A 16832-nucleotide genomic window follows, 5' to 3' on the forward strand; every position below is an offset into this window, starting at 1 on the left:
CGACGATGTCATCAATTTCCGGGCAGCTCGTCGAGCGCGCCCTGCAGATGGCTTTCGTCGGCCCAGGCAATGAGTTTCCAGCTTCCGGCGGTGTGCTCGATCCAGTTCAGCGCCGCATTCGGAATCGCGAATTCACGTGCGCTCTGCAGTGCTTGTCCGGTGGCCAGGCGATGCGCGATGTCGAGCACACCGCCGTGGGTCACGACAACCACCGTTTCCCCGACGTGCTGGCGTGCGATGTCTTCGAGCGCCGCGTGCACGCGGGCAGCGAGCGCCTTCAGGCTCTCGCCGTCGTCGGGCAGGGCGAAATGCGGGTCGCGCGCCTTGAAGCGACGGAAATGCTCCGGGTGGCGGTCTTCGGCCTCGTCGAAGGTCAGGCCCTGAAAATGGCCGTAGTGGCGTTCGCGCAGGCGCGGGTCGTGCTTCAGAGGCAGGGCATGAGCGCGGGCGATGGCGGCCGCGGTCTGGCGCGCGCGCTCGAGGTCGCTGCTGTAAAGCCCCGAAAATTGCAGGCCGGCGCGCGCGAGGCTGCGCGCAGTGGCTTCCGCCTGGCTCAATCCGGTCTCGTTGAGGGGAATGTCGATATGACCCTGCAGCCTGCGCTCGGTGTTCCAGGCGGTCTCGCCGTGGCGCACGAGGCAGATCCGGCATGCGTTGGTGGAGATTGGTGTTTGTTTTGATTTCATCGTTTTTAGACGACCGTGGCAGCGCGGGATCGTGCCTCGGTATGGAATAATTAGACGTTTCTGATTTTTCATGCGCGCCCATGCCGGGCGCCGGGACGGCTTTGCGCTGTCCTTCGTCGTGGAGTTTTCCCCGTGTCCTCTCTGCTGCGCTTATCCCGGTTGATCGACTGGATCAACGAACGGGTCGGCCGTAGCGTGATGTGGCTGGTGCTGATCGCGGTCGTGATCAGTGCCGGCAACGCGCTCGTCCGCAAGCTGTTTAACACAAGTTCGAATGCCTTGCTCGAGATCCAGTGGTACCTGTTTGCGGCGATTTTCATGCTCGCAGCGGGCTACACTTTCCTGCGCAACGAGCACGTGCGCATCGACATCCTGACCAGCCGGCTGTCGCCGCGCGGGCAGAACATCGTTGATGTGATCGGCATCCTGTTCTTCCTGCTGCCGATGGCGGTGCTGATCCTCTGGCTGTCTTGGCCGATCGTGGTGAATTCGGTGCAGTCGGGCGAGATGTCGCAGAACCCGGGCGGCCTGATCCGCTGGCCAGTGAAGATGCTGCTGCCGGCCGGACTGGCGCTGCTCGTGCTGCAGGCCATCTCCGAGCTGATCAAGCGCGTCGCCTTCCTGACCGGGCACGGGCCCAACCCGCTGCGCAGGAAGTCCTCGGGAGCAGGGACCGAAGACCTCGTCGCCGCGATCAAGGCGCAGAGCGACAAGGCGAGGGCGGGGCAATGACCGAATTCATCATCGCCAACATGGCGCCGCTGATGTTCGCGTCCATGATCCTGTTCCTGCTGTTCGGTTTTCCGGTGGCGTTCGCGCTCGCTGCCAACGGCATTCTGTTCGGGCTCATCGGCATCGAGCTCGGCCTGCTGCACGGCGCGCTGTTCCAGGCGCTGCCCGAGCGCATCTTCGGCATCATGGCCAACGACACGCTGCTGGCCGTGCCCTTCTTCACCTTCATGGGCCTGATCCTCGAGCGCAGCGGCATGGCCGAGGACCTGCTCGACACCATCGGCCAGCTCTTCGGCCCGATCCGCGGTGGCCTGGCGATCGCGGTGATCTTCGTCGGCGCGCTGCTGGCGGCGACTACCGGCGTGGTGGCGGCGTCGGTGATCTCGATGGGCCTGATCTCGCTGCCGATCATGATGCGCTACGGCTACGATCACCGGCTTGCCACCGGCGTCATTGCGGCCTCGGGCACGCTGGCGCAGATCATTCCGCCCTCGCTGGTGCTGATCGTGATGGCGGACCAGCTTGGTCGCAGTGTGGGCGACATGTATCAGGGGGCGTTGCTGCCCGGTCTCATCCTGACCTCGATGTACGTGGGCTACGTGGTGCTGGTGGCGATCTTCCGCCCCTCCTTTGCGCCAGCGATGCCGCTCGAGGCGCGGACCCTGCGCGAGGCCGACGGCGCGAGCGGCATGCGTTCGCTCGCGGTGCTGACCGTAGCAGCGGTAGGCGGTGCGTGGCTGTTTGCAGGCCAGGTTTACCGCGCCGATGCGCCGCGTGACGAGCTCATCGTCGTGTCCTCGATGGTCGGCATCGGCATTGCCTTCGTGGCGGCGATGGCGAACCGCCTCTTCGGCATCGGCCTGCTCTCGCGCATGGCCGAGCGCGTGACCTTCGTGCTGATCCCGCCGCTCGGGCTGATCTTCCTCGTCCTCGGCACCATCTTCATCGGCGTTGCGACGCCGACCGAGGGCGGCGCCATGGGGGCGCTGGGCGCGGTGCTGATGGCGGTTGCGCGCAGGCGGCTGTCGATGACGCTGCTCAAGCAGGCGATGGACTCGACCACCAAGCTGTCGTGTTTCGTGCTCTTCATCCTTATCGGCTCGAGCGTGTTCGGCCTCACTTTCCGCGGCGTCGATGGCGACCTGTGGGTCGAGCACCTGATGACCTCGCTGCCCGGCGGGCAGACCGGCTTCCTGATTGCGGTCAACGTGCTGGTGTTCGTGCTCGCGTTCTTCCTCGACTACTTCGAGCTCGCCTTCATCATCGTACCGCTGCTCGCACCGGTGGCCGACAAGCTCGGCATCGACCTGATCTGGTTCGGCGTGCTGCTCGCGGTCAACATGCAGACCTCGTTCCTGCACCCGCCCTTCGGCTTCGCGCTGTTCTTCCTGCGTTCGGTCGCATCCGAGAAGGTGAAGACGGCGTCGATCTACTGGGGCGCGGTGCCGTTCGTGATCATCCAGCTCATCATGGTCGGCCTGATCATCGCCTTCCCGGGGCTGGTTTCCTACGGCGACGGCGGCGCGAAGGCGGTGGAGCAGCAGGAACTCAACCTCGATGAGTTGCTGCATGGCGGCGGCGGGGCGGCCCCTGCCAACGACAGCAACTCGGACCTGATGCGCCAGCTGCAGGGCAACTGAGCGGTCGGGGCTTGGGCAAGGAAGCCGGGTGCAACCCGGTTTTCTTGTGGGCGCCGCAGTGGTTCCGCTTGTGTGATGAGCAAAAAAAAGCCCGCGACTCGCGCGGGCTTTTCGATCAAGCGACTTTATCGCCCTCAGCGCACCGACTGCATGAAGCGGTCGAAGCCGGCTTCGGCGACGCTGAACCAGGCGTTCTGCGACTTGCGATACTTCTCGAACTCGGTGTAGATCTTGGCCCAGGCCGGGTTCTTGGCAGATTCCTCGGCGTACAGCTCGCGCGACACGTCGTAGGCCTTCTTCATGATCTCGTTGGAGAAGTTCTGCAGCTTCACGCCCTGCGCCAGGAGGCGGGCGAGCGCCTGCGGGTTCTTGTGGTCGTAGGTCGCGGTCATCAGGATGTGCGCCTCGCGCGCAGCGGCACGGAAGGCGGCCTGGTATTCCTTGGGCAGCTTCTCCCACTCGGCCTTGTTCACGTAGAAGTGCACGGCCGGACCCGGCTCCCACCAGCCCGGCGAGTAGTAGTGCGGCGCCACCTTGTAGAAGCCGAGCTTCTCGTCGTCGTAGGGAGCGACCCATTCGGCGGCGTCGATCGTGCCCTTCTCGAGCGAGGGGTAGATGTCCGAGCCGGCGATCTGCTGCGGGATCGCACCCATGCGCGACAGGATCTCGCCGCCAAGGCCGGCGATGCGGATCTTCAGGCCCTTGACGTCTTCCAGCGTGTTGATCTGCTTGCGATACCAGCCGCCCATCTGCACGCCGGTGTTGCCACCGAGGAAGGAGTAGACGTTGTAGGCGCTGTAGAACTCGTCGAGCAGTTCCTGGCCACCGCCGGCAATCACCCAGGCGTCCATCTGGCGAGCGTTGAGGCCGAAGGGCACGGCCGTGCCGAAGGCGAAGGTCTTGTCCTTGCCGACGTAGTAGTACGAACAGGAGTGGCACATCTCGACGGTGCCCTGCTGCACGGCGTCGAGCGCCTGCAGGCCGGGAACGATCTCACCGGCAGGGAATACGCGGATGTCGAACTTGCCGCCGGTGATCTCGCGCAGACGGCTGGCCAGCAATTCGGCACTGCCGAACAGCGTGTCGATGCTCTTGGGGAAGCTCGAAGTCATGCGCCACTTGATTTCGGGCAGACCGGTCTGCACGGCGGGGGCGGCGACCGCGGCGGTCGAGGCAACGCCTGCAGCGGCGCCGGCGGCCAGGCCTACGCCTGCTTTCTTGAGGAATGAACGACGTTCCACGGTTTCTCCTTGCGGTTGCGTGTGAAATATAGGGGATCGATTATAGACCCCGCTCTGCCAAGGGTGAGAGGCTTGCCGCCCGTTGATCCTGGTATCCGGAAAGCGCTCAGCGGCCAGCGACTTTCATGCGTTCGATCAGCACCGACCCGCACAGCTTCGCGCCTCGCGGCAGGGCATCGTTACCCACCGCGACGATGTTGCGGAACATGTCGCGCAGGTTGCCGGCGATGGTGACCTCTTCGACGGCGTGCTTGATCTTGCCCTTCTCTACCCAGAAGCCTGCCGCACCACGCGAGTAATCGCCCGTGACGTAATTCACGCCGTGGCCGAGCAATTCGGTGACCAGCAGGCCCTTGTCCATCTGCTTGATGAGGCCGGCGAGGTCGTGCTCGCCCGGCTTGACGATGAGGTTGTGCGAGCCGCCGGCGTTGCCGGTGGTCTGAAGGCCGAGCTTGCGGGCGGAGTAGGTCGACAGGAAATAGCCGTTCAGCACGCCATCGGTGACCACCTCGCGGTCGCGGGTGACGACGCCGTCGCTGTCGAAGGGGCTGGAGCCGAAAGCCTTCTTCAGATGCGGGCGCTCGGCGATGCTCACCACCGGCGAGAACACCTGCTCGCCGAGGCTGTCGAGCAGGAAGCTCGACTTGCGGTAGAGCGAGCCGCCGCTCACCGCCTGCACGAAGTTGCCGATCAGCGCCACCGCCAGCGCGGCGTCGTAAAGCACCGGCACCTCGCAGGTGCGGATCTTCTTCGCGCCCAGGCGGGCGAGCGCGCGCTCGCCGGCGAGGCGGCCGATGTCTTCGGGCGACATCAGCTCGGCGGGGTCGCGGCGCGAGTCGTACCAGTACTCGCGCTGCATCGCATCGTCTTCACCGGCAATCACCGAGCACGACAGGCCGTGGCGGGTGCTGGCGTAGCCGCCGATGAAGCCATGGCTGTTGGCGGAAATGAAGTGCGACTGCTGGATCGAGGCGTTGGCGCCTTCCGAGTTGCTGATCCTCGGGCTGACCGCAAACGCGGCGTCTTCGCAGCGGCGCGCGAGCGCGATCGCCTGGCCGACGTCGATCTGCCAGGGGTGGAACAGGTCGAGGTCGGGCATGTCCTTGGGCTTCGCCATCAGCGCCGCATCGGCGAGGCCCGCGCAGGGGTCGGGCGCGGTGAAGCGGGCGATCGACAGCGCCGCCTCCACCGTGGCCTTGAGCGCCTTCTTGGAGAAGTCCGAGGTGCTCGCGTAGCCGCGCTGCTGGCCGACATAGACGGTGACGCCCACGCCCTTGTCGCGGTTGTACTCGATGGTGTCGACCTCGCCCTTGCGCACCGCAACCGATTGGCCGAAGCCTTCGGAGACGTCGGTCTCGCAGGCGGAGGCGCCGTGCTTTTTCGCGTGCTTGAGGATGTCGGTGGCGATTTCGGCGAGATGTGCCTGGGAAAAGGAGAAGCCTTGGCTGGACATGGGCGGGCCGGGTGCGTGCAAAGGCTATAATCTTAACCCGATCAAGCCAGACCCCCCGCACGCAATGCGCCCAGATTCGCGCCGTCAAGACCAATCCGCCCCCGATGACGAGGACGACTTCCTCGAGCCGCCGAGCAAGAGCAGCCGCAAGCGCGACATGCACGCGCTGCAGGATCTCGGCGAACGGCTCGTCGCATTGTCACCCGAGCGCCTGAAGAAGGTGCCGCTGCCCGATGCGCTGTACGACGCGATCCGCGCCGCGCAAGGCTTCAAGATGGAAGCCCGGCGGCGCCAGCTTCAGTACGTCGGCAAGCTGATGCGCAAGGTCGACCCCGTGCCGATCCAGGCCCAGCTCGAGATCTTCGCCGGCAACTCCGCCGCCGAGACTGCCAAGATGCACCGCCTCGAGCGCCTGCGCGAGCAGTTCCTCGAGGACGAGCAGACCATCGGTACCATCGCCGAGACCTGGCCCGAGGCTGACCTGCAGTACTTGCGCACGCTGCGCCGCAACGCGCTCAAGGAGCGCGAAGCCGCCAAGCCCCCAAAGTCCTTCCGTGAAATTTTCCGGGTCCTGCGCGATCTGCAAAGCGCGCAGGACGCCGCCGAGGAAGCGGCGGCAGAGGCTGCAGCGGCCGCCGAGGCCGAGCGTGCTGGCGAATGAGGCCGAGCGCGCTCGGCCCGCGGGGCGAAGCGTCCGTCGGCGTCGCTGCGTGAGCGCAGCGCGCGCCGTACATTCAGATCCGCATGGCGGCCCCATCCGAACCCACCCGAGCAGAGACCGACCTCATGAGTGAACACACCCGCATCGGCCTGGTGTCGATCAGCGACCGCGCCTCCGAAGGCACCTATGAAGACCAGGGCATCCCCGCGCTGAAGGACTGGCTGGGCAAGGCGCTGACTTCGCCGTGGACCGCCGAGGCCCGGCTGATTCCCGACGAGCGTGCGCTGATCGAGCATACCCTGGTCGATCTCGTCGATATGGCCGGCTGCAATCTTGTGCTCACCACCGGCGGTACCGGTCCGGCGGTGCGCGACGTCACCCCCGAGGCCACGCTCGCCATCGGCGACAAGGAAATGCCCGGCTTCGGTGAGGAGATGCGCCGGATCAGCCTCAACTTCGTACCCACGGCGATCCTGTCGCGCCAGGTCGCGGTGATCCGCGGCCAGTGCCTGATCATCAACCTGCCCGGCCAGCCCAAGTCGATCCGCGAGACGCTGGAAGGTGTGCGCGACGCCGACGGCAGCGTGCGCCACGTCGGCATCTTCGCCGCGGTGCCCTACTGCATCGACCTCGTCGGTGGCCCCTACATCGAGACCGATGACGCGGTGATCAAGGCCTTCCGGCCGAAGCACGCGATCCGGCCGAAGCAGGCGTGAACGCGGTGAGCGCGCCGGCGGAGCTGGCCTGGGAAGAGACGACGGGCGACGGCACGTCGCACGCCGGTCACGCCCGCTGGCGCTCGGAGAGCGGTCAGGCGCCGCCGCGCCGCGTGGTGGTGGCCGATGACACGATGAAGGCCGACACCGCCTGGCGCCTGGCCTGCGAGGGCACCGCGCTGCTGTGGCGCGGTGACTACCACAACGCCCGCCTGTTGCTGCAAGCGATGGCTCGCCGCGCCGACGCCCGCCCGCGCAAGCGCGCAAAGGCGCCGGCGTCCACCGCCGAGGCCTTCCACCTGCACCGCATGGCGCAGGCGCAGCGTGCACGCACGCTCGGCATGCTGCTGATTCCCTTCGAGGCCGGTGCACAGATCCCATTGCGGCGCGCGCCCGCGGTGGTGGAGGTGCTTGCCGAGGCGGTCGCCGCCACCCCGGATGCGGATCTCGCCGAGGCGCCCTTCGTGATGTCGCTGCGCGAACTGCTCGGCCTGATCGGCGCCCACGAGTGGCGGCGCAAGGGCGTCCTGGTGCCGGCGCTCGGCGATCGCATCCATCCCTGGTATGGCGTGTATTCGCCGATCCGCGGCGAGTATCTCGACCTCGTCGCGCGCACGCCGCTACCGTCGGCCACGCTCGCTTTCGACATCGGCACCGGCACCGGCGTCATCGCCGCGCTGCTGGCGCGCCGCGGCGTGCGCAAGGTGGTCGCCACCGATGTGTCGCCGCGGGCGCTCGGCTGCGCGGGCGAGAATCTCGAGCGCCTGGGTATGCTCGCCGGTGCCCCGGGTGCTGCGGCCACGTCCGCGGCTGGAGTCAGAGCGGGGTGTATCGAGCTGATGCAGGCCGACCTCTTCCCGCCCGGCCGCGCGCCCCTGGTCGTGTGCAACCCGCCCTGGGTGCCGGCCAGGCCGAGCTCGGCGATCGAGCACGCGGTCTACGACCCCGAAAGTCGCATGCTGCGCGGCTTTCTCGCCGGGCTGGCGGCGCATCTGGAGGCGGGCGGCGAGGGCTGGCTGATCCTCTCCGACCTTGCCGAATACCTCGGGCTGCGCACCCGCGCCGAACTGCTCGGCTGGATCGAGGCGGCGGGGCTGAAGGTGCTCGGGCGCGAGGACATCCGCCCGCATCACCCCAAGGCGAGCGATGCGGAAGACCCACTGCATGCGGCGCGGGCTGCGGAGGTGACCTCGCTGTGGCGGCTGGGTGTCGCAGTGCGCTGAGTTTCGGATGCGCCTGATCAGCCGCGGACGCGCCGGGTATTGCTTCCGTGGCTGCGGAACTCGCCCTGCGGGCTCAGACAGTCCTCGCCTCTTCACCAATACCCGACACATCCTCGGCTAGCGCTCGCGCCACTGGGCCGCATCGAAGAGCTCTCCACGCGCACTCAAGCAACGCACTACAAACCTACTGCCGCGGCACGATCCTGATCACCGGTCGCTGCAGGTGCTTCGCCGGCGGCGGCACCGACAACTGCCTGCGGCGCTCGAGCTCCCGCCACCACGCGCGCACGCCCAGCAGCGCAGCGAGGATCAGCGCGTAGATCGCCGGTTCGAGCACGTCGGCCTTCACCAGCCACCAGAAATGCACCACGGCGATGATCGCGATCGCGTAGACCGAGCGATGCAGCGACTGCCACTGGCGTCCGCCGAGGCGGCGGATCGCGAAACTGTTTGACGTCGCGGCGAGCGGGATCAGAAGCACGAAGGCGGCGAAGCCGACGGTGATGAAGGGGCGCTCGAGGATGTCGAGCGCGATCGCGCGCCAGTCGAAGAACTGGTCCAGCCACAGGTAGATCGCGAAGTGCGTGGTGGCGTAGGCGAAGGCATACAGCCCGAGCATGCGGCGCAGGCGCAGCAGCCAGTGCAGGCCGGTGAGCCGGCGCAGCGGCGTGACCGCCAGGGTGATCAGCAGGAATCGCAGCGTCCATTCGCCGCTGGCGCGGGTGATGGTCTCGATCGGGTTGGCGCCGAGTTCATCGGCCTGCCAGCCGAGCGCGAGGTTCACAGCCGGCAGCAGGCAGAGGACAAAGACGATCGCCTTGATGGCGGCGATCGCGGCGGCGGAAGGGGCTCTCAGGGACAGGCTCATTGGTTCGATTCATGGGCTGCATCCGGCGCCGCGCGGGCGGCGGGATGCAGTCGGGTCAATAGGGCTGGGTCAGAAGAATTTCTTCAGGTCCATGCCCTGATACAGGCCTGCGACCTGGTCGGCGTAGCCGTTGAAGGGCAAGGTGGGGCGTTTGCGCAACTCGCCGATACGGCGCTCGGTGGCCTGGCTCCAGCGCGGATGCGACACCGCCGGGTTCACGTTGGAGTAGAAACCGTATTCCTGTGCCGCGGCCTTGTTCCAGGCGGTGGCGGGCTGTGTTTCGGTGAGGCGGATGGTGACGATCGACTTCGCGCTCTTGAAGCCGTACTTCCACGGCACCACCAGGCGAACCGGCGCGCCATTCTGGTTCGGCAGCACCTCGCCGTAAAGCCCGACGGCGAGGATCGTCAGCGGATGCAGGGCTTCGTCCAGGCGCAGACCCTCACCGTAGGGCCAGTCCAGCACCGGGCGGCGGCTCATGATCGCGAGGTCGTAGTGGGTCAGGAACTCCACGTACTTCGCGCTGCCCAGCGGCTCGACCTCCTTGAGCAGCGCGGCGAGCGGGAAGCCCACCCACGGGATCACCATCGACCAGCCCTCGACGCATCGCATGCGGTAGATGCGCTCTTCGAGCGGCGCGAGCTTGAGCAGCTCGTCGATGTCGAAGCGGCGCGGCTTGCCCACCAGGCCTTCGACCGCCACCGTCCACGGCCGCAACGCCATGCGGCCCGCGTTCTGCACCGGGTCGCCCTTGTCGGTGCCGAATTCGTAGAAGTTGTTGTAGGTGGTGACCGCCTTGTAGTCGGTGAGCGGCTCGGTGGTGCTCAGCGCCGAGGGTGTCGTCTGCAGCTTGGCGGCGGCGTGCGCATCGGCGGGCAGGCCGTGCCACAGCGCCGTGCCGGCGATCAGGCCGGCGCCGCTGCGGGTGAGGAATTCTCGCCGGCGCTCAAACAGGCTGTGCGGCGTGATCTCGGAGGGCAGGACGTCGTGGGGTTTGTGGATCAGCATCGTCGTGATTCTCGAAGGAGGGGGCGGCAGCGGGGCAGGCCCGGCGCGCGCGTGCAGAAAGCCGGCAGGAAGTGTACGAAGAGACGCCTGAAACGCCGATCGGTTCAGTGCATGACGGTCATAACGCGCGTGATGCCCAGCCCAGGATACCTTTCCGCTAGAATCGCGACTCCCCGCCAAGTATCGAGCAAGAGTCCCGCATGACCGCCTCAGTTAAAGTGCATATCGACGACGTCCGTATCGCAGAAATCAAGGAGCTCGTGCCGCCCGCACACGTGCTGCGCGAGTTTCCAGCCACGCCGAAGGCGGCCGAAGTCTCCTACGAGGCGCGCCAGGCCATCCACCGCATCCTCTACGGCGCCGACGACCGCCTGCTGGTGGTGATCGGACCGTGCTCGATCCACGACACGGCCGCGGCCATGGAGTACGCGCACCGGCTCAAGGCCGAAGCGGACCGGCTCAGGAACGACCTGCTCATCGTGATGCGCGTCTATTTCGAGAAGCCGCGCACCACCGTGGGCTGGAAGGGGCTGATCAACGACCCCGGGCTGGACAACAGCTTCCGCATCAACGACGGCGTGCGCCTTGCGCGCCAGGTGCTGTGGGAGATCAACGAGATCGGCCTGCCTGCCGGCACCGAGTTCCTCGACATGATCACCCCTCAGTACATCGGCGACCTGATCGCCTGGGGCGCGATCGGCGCGCGCACGACCGAGAGCCAGGTTCACCGCGAGCTCGCTTCGGGCCTGTCGTGCCCGGTCGGGTTCAAGAACGGCACCGACGGCAACCTGCGCATCGCGGCCGATGCGATCAAGGCCGCGCAGGCGCCGCACCACTTCCTGTCGGTGACCAAGGCCGGGCATTCGGCGATCGTATCCACCCGCGGCAACGAGGACTGCCACGCCATCCTGCGCGGTGGCCAGGAACCCAACTTCGACGCCGCCAGCGTCGACGCGGCCTCGAATGCGCTCGCCGCGGCGGGGGTGTGCAACAAGGTGATGGTCGACTTCTCGCACGGCAACAGCCGCAAGCAGCACCGCCTGCAGATCGAGGTGGCGAAGGACGTTGCCAGCCAGCTTGCCGCGGGCGACGACCGCATCATGGGCGTGATGGTCGAGTCGCACCTCAAGGAAGGCCGCCAGGATCTGGTGCCGGGCAAGGAGCTCGAATACGGCAAGAGCATCACCGACGCCTGCATCGGCTGGGAAGACAGCGTCGAGGTGCTCGACATCCTCGCCGAGGGCGTGCGCCAGCGTCGCGTCAAGCGCGCTGCGGAGTTCTGACCTCGGCCTGTCGATCATCGCCGCGCGGCGCTCGTCTCGCTGGGCGGCGCGGCGCGGGGTGAAGCGTCGGGAGCTGAACACTCGCGCGGAGGAGACGAGCCTTCGGCCAGCAGTGCACATGCGCGTTCGATGAGGTCTTTCACCGACCCACACACCGGGCAGCGCCAGGCCACTATCTGTTTGCCGACCATGGCGAGAACGTGGCGGTCATCGTCGGCGAAACCCACTGCGTCGGCTGAGTCGGCCGAGTCGGGTGCGCCGTTCAGGGGGGTGACGGTGAGCTGGCGCAGGGTGTCGGGATCGAGCACCCGGACGGTGCCATCCCTGCCCGCCGTGGCGAGCAGGGTGCCGTCGTCGTTGAACTGCAGGTCGGTTATCTGGCCGCCGTGTTCGCTGCGCCGGCGCGTGGGTTCCGGGCGCGAATTCACGGCCGCCTGGCCCTGGCCGCCGGCGACGTCGAGCACGTAAAGCATGCTGTTTTCGAGCGCGAGCGCGATGCGTCTTCCGCTCCGGTCGAAGCTTGCGAGCGCGATCGGCTGGGCAGGGGACCACACCACTGCAGATTCGCCCCCGATCACCAATTGCAGGGTGTGGCTCACCGTGCGCCCCTGGGTCTCGCTCTGAGTGCACGCAAGTGCGAAGCGCGTGCCATCGGGGGAGCGAGCCAGCGGATGGCAGCCTGCCTGCAGGTCGCCGAGCTGCTGCCTCAAGGCCGTGGCGGCGCTGCCGTCGGCGCGCGCACGCAGTGCGCTGATCACCGCGTCTGCGCCCTGGTCGGACGCGCGGTCTTCGAGGCTGATGCTGCGAACCCCGTGATCGGGGAGTTGCCACAGGCGTAGCGCATCGTCGTCCGCCAGGGTGAGCAAGCGTGCGCCATCGGGTGAGAACACGGCCTCGTGGATCTGGCTCGGGTCGCGCAGCAGGTCGATCTGGATCGGTGCGCGCGGCGTGCTGTCATCGCCGAGGTTCCAGAAGACGACGCCACGCTCTCCGCCCGAGGTCAACAGGATGCAGGTGTTTTTCGGGTGAAAGACGACGGTTTGCGCCCAGTCCGCGTTTTTCGGCAAGGCCGGGAGGCGACGGCCCCGAAGCGCGTCCCAGATCCTGACCCGCCCGTCGCTGGTCGCCGCCGCGAGGCGCGAGCCGTTGCGGTTCCAGGCAATCGAGCAGAAGCGCTCGTGGGCCGGCAGTTGCCAGCCGGTGCGTGTGTCGAGCGCGTACGTGACGGCGTCGAACAGGGTGCCACGGCCGGCGTGGTCGAGCACGGCGAGGGTATGTTTGTCGGGGCTGAAACTGATGGCGGCCTTGACGGCCTCGTTGCAGATCGAGGCACGGCGTTCTGAGGGGCTGCCGGATTCGCCGACGGTGCGATCGAACGGGAGTTCCTTCAGCGCGACGCCGGTGGCGGCATCCCACACCGTGACATAACCGCCCGCGGCCAGGGTCAGGACCTGCTTGCCGTCCGGGCTGAACACCGCATGGACGATGGCGTCGTCGGCGTACTTGAGCGGGCGGACGTCGATGCGCTGACCATTTTCCAGATTCCACAGCCGGGCCTCGCCATCGCCCTGCGCGTTGCGGCCCGCGGTCACCAGGCGTGTGCCGGCCGCGTCCGGCTCGGCCGTCGTGATCCGGCCACCGCCATGATCGACTGCGTGCAGCGCTGCGCCGTCGTCCGCGCGCCAGATGCGGACGACCTCGTCGGCGTGGACGGTGAAGATCCGCTCGCTCGCGGGCGGCAGGAAACGTGCCGCGCGTACCGTCGAGTCGCTGTCGCCGGGCAGGGTAAGCGCTACAGCCGATGCGCCCGACTCAAGCGAGCGGAGCTCGGCGCCCATCGTCGCGGGAATCGCGACTCGCGAGCCCCGTTGGTCGAAGCTTGCCGTGGCGAGCGCGAACCGACGCGAAAAAGCATCGCCCGTGGCGCGCGGCGACGCGTTCCCCGCTGCGCGCAGCTCGGTCGTGTGGACGCGGACCGGCGAGCCGGTGGCACGGCGCAGTGTGGTGACGGCGTCGGCGTTCTCCGGATTGGCGAGCACGGCCAGCAGGGCGCTGTGCAGGGCCCGCGGGGCACCCGTGAAGTACGCCGCCCGTGCGTCGGCGGCGAGGGCGAGTGCGCGTTCCCGGTCCTTGCTTGCCTCGGCCTGCTCCTTGCTCGTCTCGGCCTCCGCCTTGCGTGCCTCAGCTTCTTCCTTGGCGAGGAAGGCGAAGATGGCGAACAGGACGGCGAGGGCGCCGAGGATGCCGAGGACGCCCGACAGCCGCAGCAGCTTGCCGGCCATCGCGGCTTCGCGTTCGAGCGCGGCCTTTTTCTCGTCGCGCTGGCGGCGGTCCTCTGTCGCGCTCGCTTCGATGAACTCGAGCGTCACGGCGTAGTCCGTGGCGACCGGCGCATAGCGTGCGGCCCACGCGGCATTCGTGGTGCCACGTGCGCGCCAGGCGAGCGCGCGACGCAGGTCGTTGCGCGTGGCGAGCTCGGCGGTGTCGCGGCTACTCTGCGCCCAGCGCTGGGCCCGTGCCCGCAGCTCGAGGAAGGTGTGCGCATCCTCGGCTTCTTCGCCCACCCATGCGCTGAGCCGCGGCCACTGGCGGATCAGCGACTCGTGCGAAATGTCGAGCCGTGTGTCGGCGACGAGCTCAACCCCGGGCGGGGGCATCAGGAAGTTGCGCCCCGGATGGCGGAAAACCTCGATCACCTCGCAAAGCGGCGCTGCTTCCGTCCCGATGGCGGCGGCGACTTCGCCGAGGCAGGCGGGGCGGCGAAGGTCGCGGGCATTGTGGTCGCCGCCGGTCACCGCCTTGAAGAGCCCCGCGCAGATCACCTGCTGCGCCGGTGTGAGCGTGCTGAAGAGTTCCTCCAGATGCTGCTCGAGCGCGCCGTGCAGCCCGCCGAGTTTGCCAAGGAGCTCGAGCGTGAGCCGTGGTGGCCGGCCTTCCCGCGAGGCTAGCTCCCATAGCCGCATCAGCAGGTGCTGCAACAGCGGGAGCTGGTCGGGGTCGTCCCCGACCTCGTTCTCGAGCGTGGCCACGAGTTCCGGATCGACCATCCCGCCGAAGACGCGCGCCGGTCCGTCGATCGCCATGCCGAGTTGTTCGCGCGTCAGCCGCGGGGTCAGGAACTGGTTGTCGTTGAGGGCTTCGGGCAGACCGCGAAAGCGTGCGCAGGCGCCGATGTAGTCGGAGCGCATGGTCAGCACCAGATACAGCGGAAGCTCGCGCTGCGCGACCGAGTGCAGCAGCAGGTCGACGAAGGCGTCGGCTTCGTCGCGGTGGGCGGGGCTGCGGAAGCGGAAGATCTCTTCGAACTGGTCGACGACCAGCAGCAGATTGCTGTGCGCCGGCAAGTGCGTGTCGCGCAGCAATTGCAGCAGGCCCAGCGGCCCGCGGCGGAGTTCGGCTGCAGCGAAGGCGTGGGCAGGTACGCCGCCGTCGGGGCTGAGGACGCCTGGTTCGAGCAGGGCCTCGGTCAGCGCCTCGAGCGGGGCGGCGCCCGGGCGCATGAGCAGGATCCGCCAGTCAGCCCCAGCGTTGGCGAGAAAGCCGGCCTCCAGTGCCGGAAGCAGGCCGGCCCGCACCAGCGAAGACTTTCCGGCGCCCGACTCGCCCACCACGGCCACCAGGCGCGAGCGGTGCAGGCGCGCAAGCAAGGCGTCGACCTGCTCCTCACGCCCGAAGAACAGATGCGTCTCGGACGCTTCGAACGGCCGCAGGCCGGGGTAGGGGCTGCCGTCGGGAAGCATGGGGTCACGCGATGTCACCCGGCGCCTCCAGCAAGTCGGTGAAGCGGCGCAGTTCGGTCTCGTCGAAACCGCGTTCGCAGCGCAGGAATCGCAGCGCCTCGAAGCGCAGGCCGAGTCGTGACAGTTTGTCCGGCTCGACCGGCGGCGGGCCGACGCACACCGACCACAGCTCGATCGGCTCGCTGCGGCGCGCGTTCACCTTCATGCTCTGCAGCACTTGCTGGGTGATCCAGCCAGGCTTGGTCTGCCCGTAAATCAGCATCAGGCTCTGGCAGTGCGTGAGATTGTTCTCCCAGGACTCACGCCATTCGGCCGGATCGCTGGCGTTGGGGGGGTCGAGCACGATGTAACCGTGGTCCGCGAGCCAGGCCGATATCTGATCGGCAAAGGCACGGTCGGCCCCTTCCGCGTTGACGAACACGCATTTCGGCACGGGTGCCACCATCGTCCGCTTCGGCCGCTGCAAGGTTTCCGCGATCGCGCGCTTGAGTTCGGCGAGGCCGCAACTGCGCACCGTGGGCAGGCGCAGCAGGGCCTGTGCGTCGGCGTCGTCGATGGTGTCGATCGCAAGTTGCGGGTCGCGCCACTGGATGATGGATTCGTGGCTCAACACCTCGTCGGCCACCGACCAGCGCAGCCATGCCATCCCGCGGGGTTCGTCACTGCGGTCGCCGGCGAGCGGACCGAGCAACTGCACGAACAGGCGCGCCTGTTCGAGGTCTTCCCGCAACTGGGTGCGGTGCAGCGCGAGGTCGTCGCGCGAGTAGCGGCGCTTGGGCAGGACGACGAAGCCGAGCTGTTCGAGGTAGGACCGGACGTCCTCGCGCTGGTGGACCAGGTCGTCGGTCACCTCGGCAAGCACGACCCGGGGGGCGTCGGCATCCACGACCCGCTCTACACTGTCAATCGCGCCGCGCTTTTCGGGGGCGCGCGCTGCCAGCGCGTCCAGGTGGTCGGCCACGTTCTGGACGAGTTTGCAAAGACGGTCGTAGTAGGTCTGGCGCTCGGTTTCGAAATCCACCCGTAGCGGGCGTGTGGTGCGATCGTCGTCGAGTTGCTGCCAGAACGGGTAGCCCACGAGATCCTGGAACTCTTCGGGCAGTTTCTCGCGGGCGAGATTCTCGATCGAGACGATGAAGACCGCCCCGGTGCGCGCGCGTGCGCGCAGCGCCTGGAGAAAGGTGGAGCGTTCGCGGCGACACCACGCCGAGCGCAGGTATGCGGGCGACACCAGGACCACGATGCCTGCGGCTTGCGACGCCGCCTCGACGATCTCGGGCGAAACCGGCATGTTGCCGGCAAGGTCGTGATGGTCCCACCAGATGTCGAGTGCGCCGCCGAGCTTGCGCTCGACTTCGGCCATCAGGTCGGTGACGAATTGCGAGACAAAACCGGCAGTGCGCCCGCCGCTCGGCTTGTCGTCGGCGTGGGCGTAGCTGATGAAGAGATCGTGCGCGAAACCGCTCGCAATGCTCATGTCGCACTCCCCGCTCGCCCCATCGTCCCCTGGTGTCTGCAGCCCGAAATGGGCAGCAGTGATCGATGCTTTTCCAATATAGGACGCGTAGCCGGAAGCGCCAG

General features: G+C 67.5%; 13 protein-coding genes. 6 read left to right on the forward strand and 7 right to left on the reverse strand.

Features of this window, described 5'->3' with window-relative positions:
* Nucleotides 1–11 precede the first annotated feature (11 nt).
* A complete protein-coding gene (locus tag RBT54_RS08285) occupies nucleotides 12–686 on the reverse strand; it encodes a histidine phosphatase family protein (RefSeq protein ID WP_320366100.1) in 675 nt (224 codons plus the stop codon).
* Between the two features lie 132 nt (nucleotides 687–818).
* On the opposite strand from RBT54_RS08285, the gene RBT54_RS08290 reads away from it, so the two are divergent.
* Nucleotides 819–1418, forward strand: coding sequence for a TRAP transporter small permease subunit (locus RBT54_RS08290; protein ID WP_320366028.1), 600 nt, complete (start codon nucleotides 819–821; stop codon nucleotides 1416–1418).
* On the forward strand, nucleotides 1415–3058 hold the full coding sequence (locus tag RBT54_RS08295) for a TRAP transporter large permease subunit (protein ID WP_320366030.1): 1644 nt from the start codon (nucleotides 1415–1417) through the stop codon (nucleotides 3056–3058). The genes RBT54_RS08290 and RBT54_RS08295 overlap by 4 nt, the downstream gene beginning before the upstream one ends.
* 134 nt (nucleotides 3059–3192) lie before the next feature.
* Here the strand turns inward: RBT54_RS08295 and RBT54_RS08300 are convergent, their stop codons facing one another.
* Nucleotides 3193–4299: a TRAP transporter substrate-binding protein gene (locus RBT54_RS08300; protein WP_320366032.1), complete on the reverse strand. Its 1107-nt coding sequence runs from the start codon at nucleotides 4297–4299 to the stop codon at nucleotides 3193–3195.
* Between the two features lie 106 nt (nucleotides 4300–4405).
* Nucleotides 4406–5752, reverse strand: a complete 1347-nt coding sequence (gene pmbA / locus RBT54_RS08305) for a metalloprotease PmbA (RefSeq protein ID WP_320366034.1) — start codon at nucleotides 5750–5752, stop codon at nucleotides 4406–4408.
* A gap of 64 nt (nucleotides 5753–5816) precedes the next feature.
* Here pmbA and yjgA point away from each other — a divergent pair, with 64 nt between their 5' ends.
* The 3 genes from yjgA (at nucleotide 5817) to RBT54_RS08320 (ending at nucleotide 8352) form a co-directional block, all read left to right on the forward strand.
* The gene (yjgA, locus tag RBT54_RS08310) at nucleotides 5817–6413 is read left to right on the forward strand and encodes a ribosome biogenesis factor YjgA (RefSeq protein WP_320366036.1); all 597 of its coding nucleotides are present in this window, start codon (nucleotides 5817–5819) and stop codon (nucleotides 6411–6413) included.
* Between the two features lie 125 nt (nucleotides 6414–6538).
* Nucleotides 6539–7129, forward strand: coding sequence for a molybdopterin adenylyltransferase (mog, locus tag RBT54_RS08315; protein WP_320366040.1), 591 nt, complete (start codon nucleotides 6539–6541; stop codon nucleotides 7127–7129).
* Between the two features lie 5 nt (nucleotides 7130–7134).
* Nucleotides 7135–8352 carry a class I SAM-dependent methyltransferase gene (locus tag RBT54_RS08320; RefSeq protein ID WP_320366102.1) on the forward strand — a complete coding sequence of 406 codons (1218 nt, stop codon included), beginning with the start codon at nucleotides 7135–7137 and terminating at the stop codon, nucleotides 8350–8352.
* 184 nt (nucleotides 8353–8536) lie between these two features.
* Here RBT54_RS08320 and RBT54_RS08325 read toward each other — a convergent pair whose 3' ends face one another.
* Nucleotides 8537–9220 carry a protein-methionine-sulfoxide reductase heme-binding subunit MsrQ gene (locus RBT54_RS08325; RefSeq protein ID WP_320366042.1) on the reverse strand — a complete coding sequence of 228 codons (684 nt, stop codon included), beginning with the start codon at nucleotides 9218–9220 and terminating at the stop codon, nucleotides 8537–8539.
* Between the two features lie 69 nt (nucleotides 9221–9289).
* Entirely contained in the window at nucleotides 9290–10228 is a 939-nt protein-coding gene (msrP, locus tag RBT54_RS08330) for a protein-methionine-sulfoxide reductase catalytic subunit MsrP (RefSeq protein ID WP_320366044.1), read from the reverse strand.
* 200 nt (nucleotides 10229–10428) lie between these two features.
* Between msrP and aroG the strand changes: the two genes are divergently transcribed.
* Nucleotides 10429–11511, forward strand: coding sequence for a 3-deoxy-7-phosphoheptulonate synthase AroG (gene aroG / locus RBT54_RS08335; RefSeq protein ID WP_320366047.1), 1083 nt, complete (start codon nucleotides 10429–10431; stop codon nucleotides 11509–11511).
* Nucleotides 11512–11525: 14 nt separating this feature from the next.
* Here aroG and RBT54_RS08340 read toward each other — a convergent pair whose 3' ends face one another.
* Complete coding sequence (locus RBT54_RS08340) at nucleotides 11526–15269, reverse strand: NACHT and WD repeat domain-containing protein (RefSeq protein WP_320366049.1); 3744 nt, start codon at nucleotides 15267–15269, stop codon at nucleotides 11526–11528.
* Nucleotides 15256–16728 carry a toll/interleukin-1 receptor domain-containing protein gene (locus RBT54_RS08345; protein ID WP_320366051.1) on the reverse strand — a complete coding sequence of 491 codons (1473 nt, stop codon included), beginning with the start codon at nucleotides 16726–16728 and terminating at the stop codon, nucleotides 15256–15258. The genes RBT54_RS08340 and RBT54_RS08345 overlap by 14 nt, the downstream gene beginning before the upstream one ends.
* Between the last annotated feature and the right edge of the window lie 104 nt (nucleotides 16729–16832).

The organism is Thauera sp., from assembly GCF_034003485.1.
Classification (GTDB): domain Bacteria; phylum Pseudomonadota; class Gammaproteobacteria; order Burkholderiales; family Rhodocyclaceae; genus Thauera.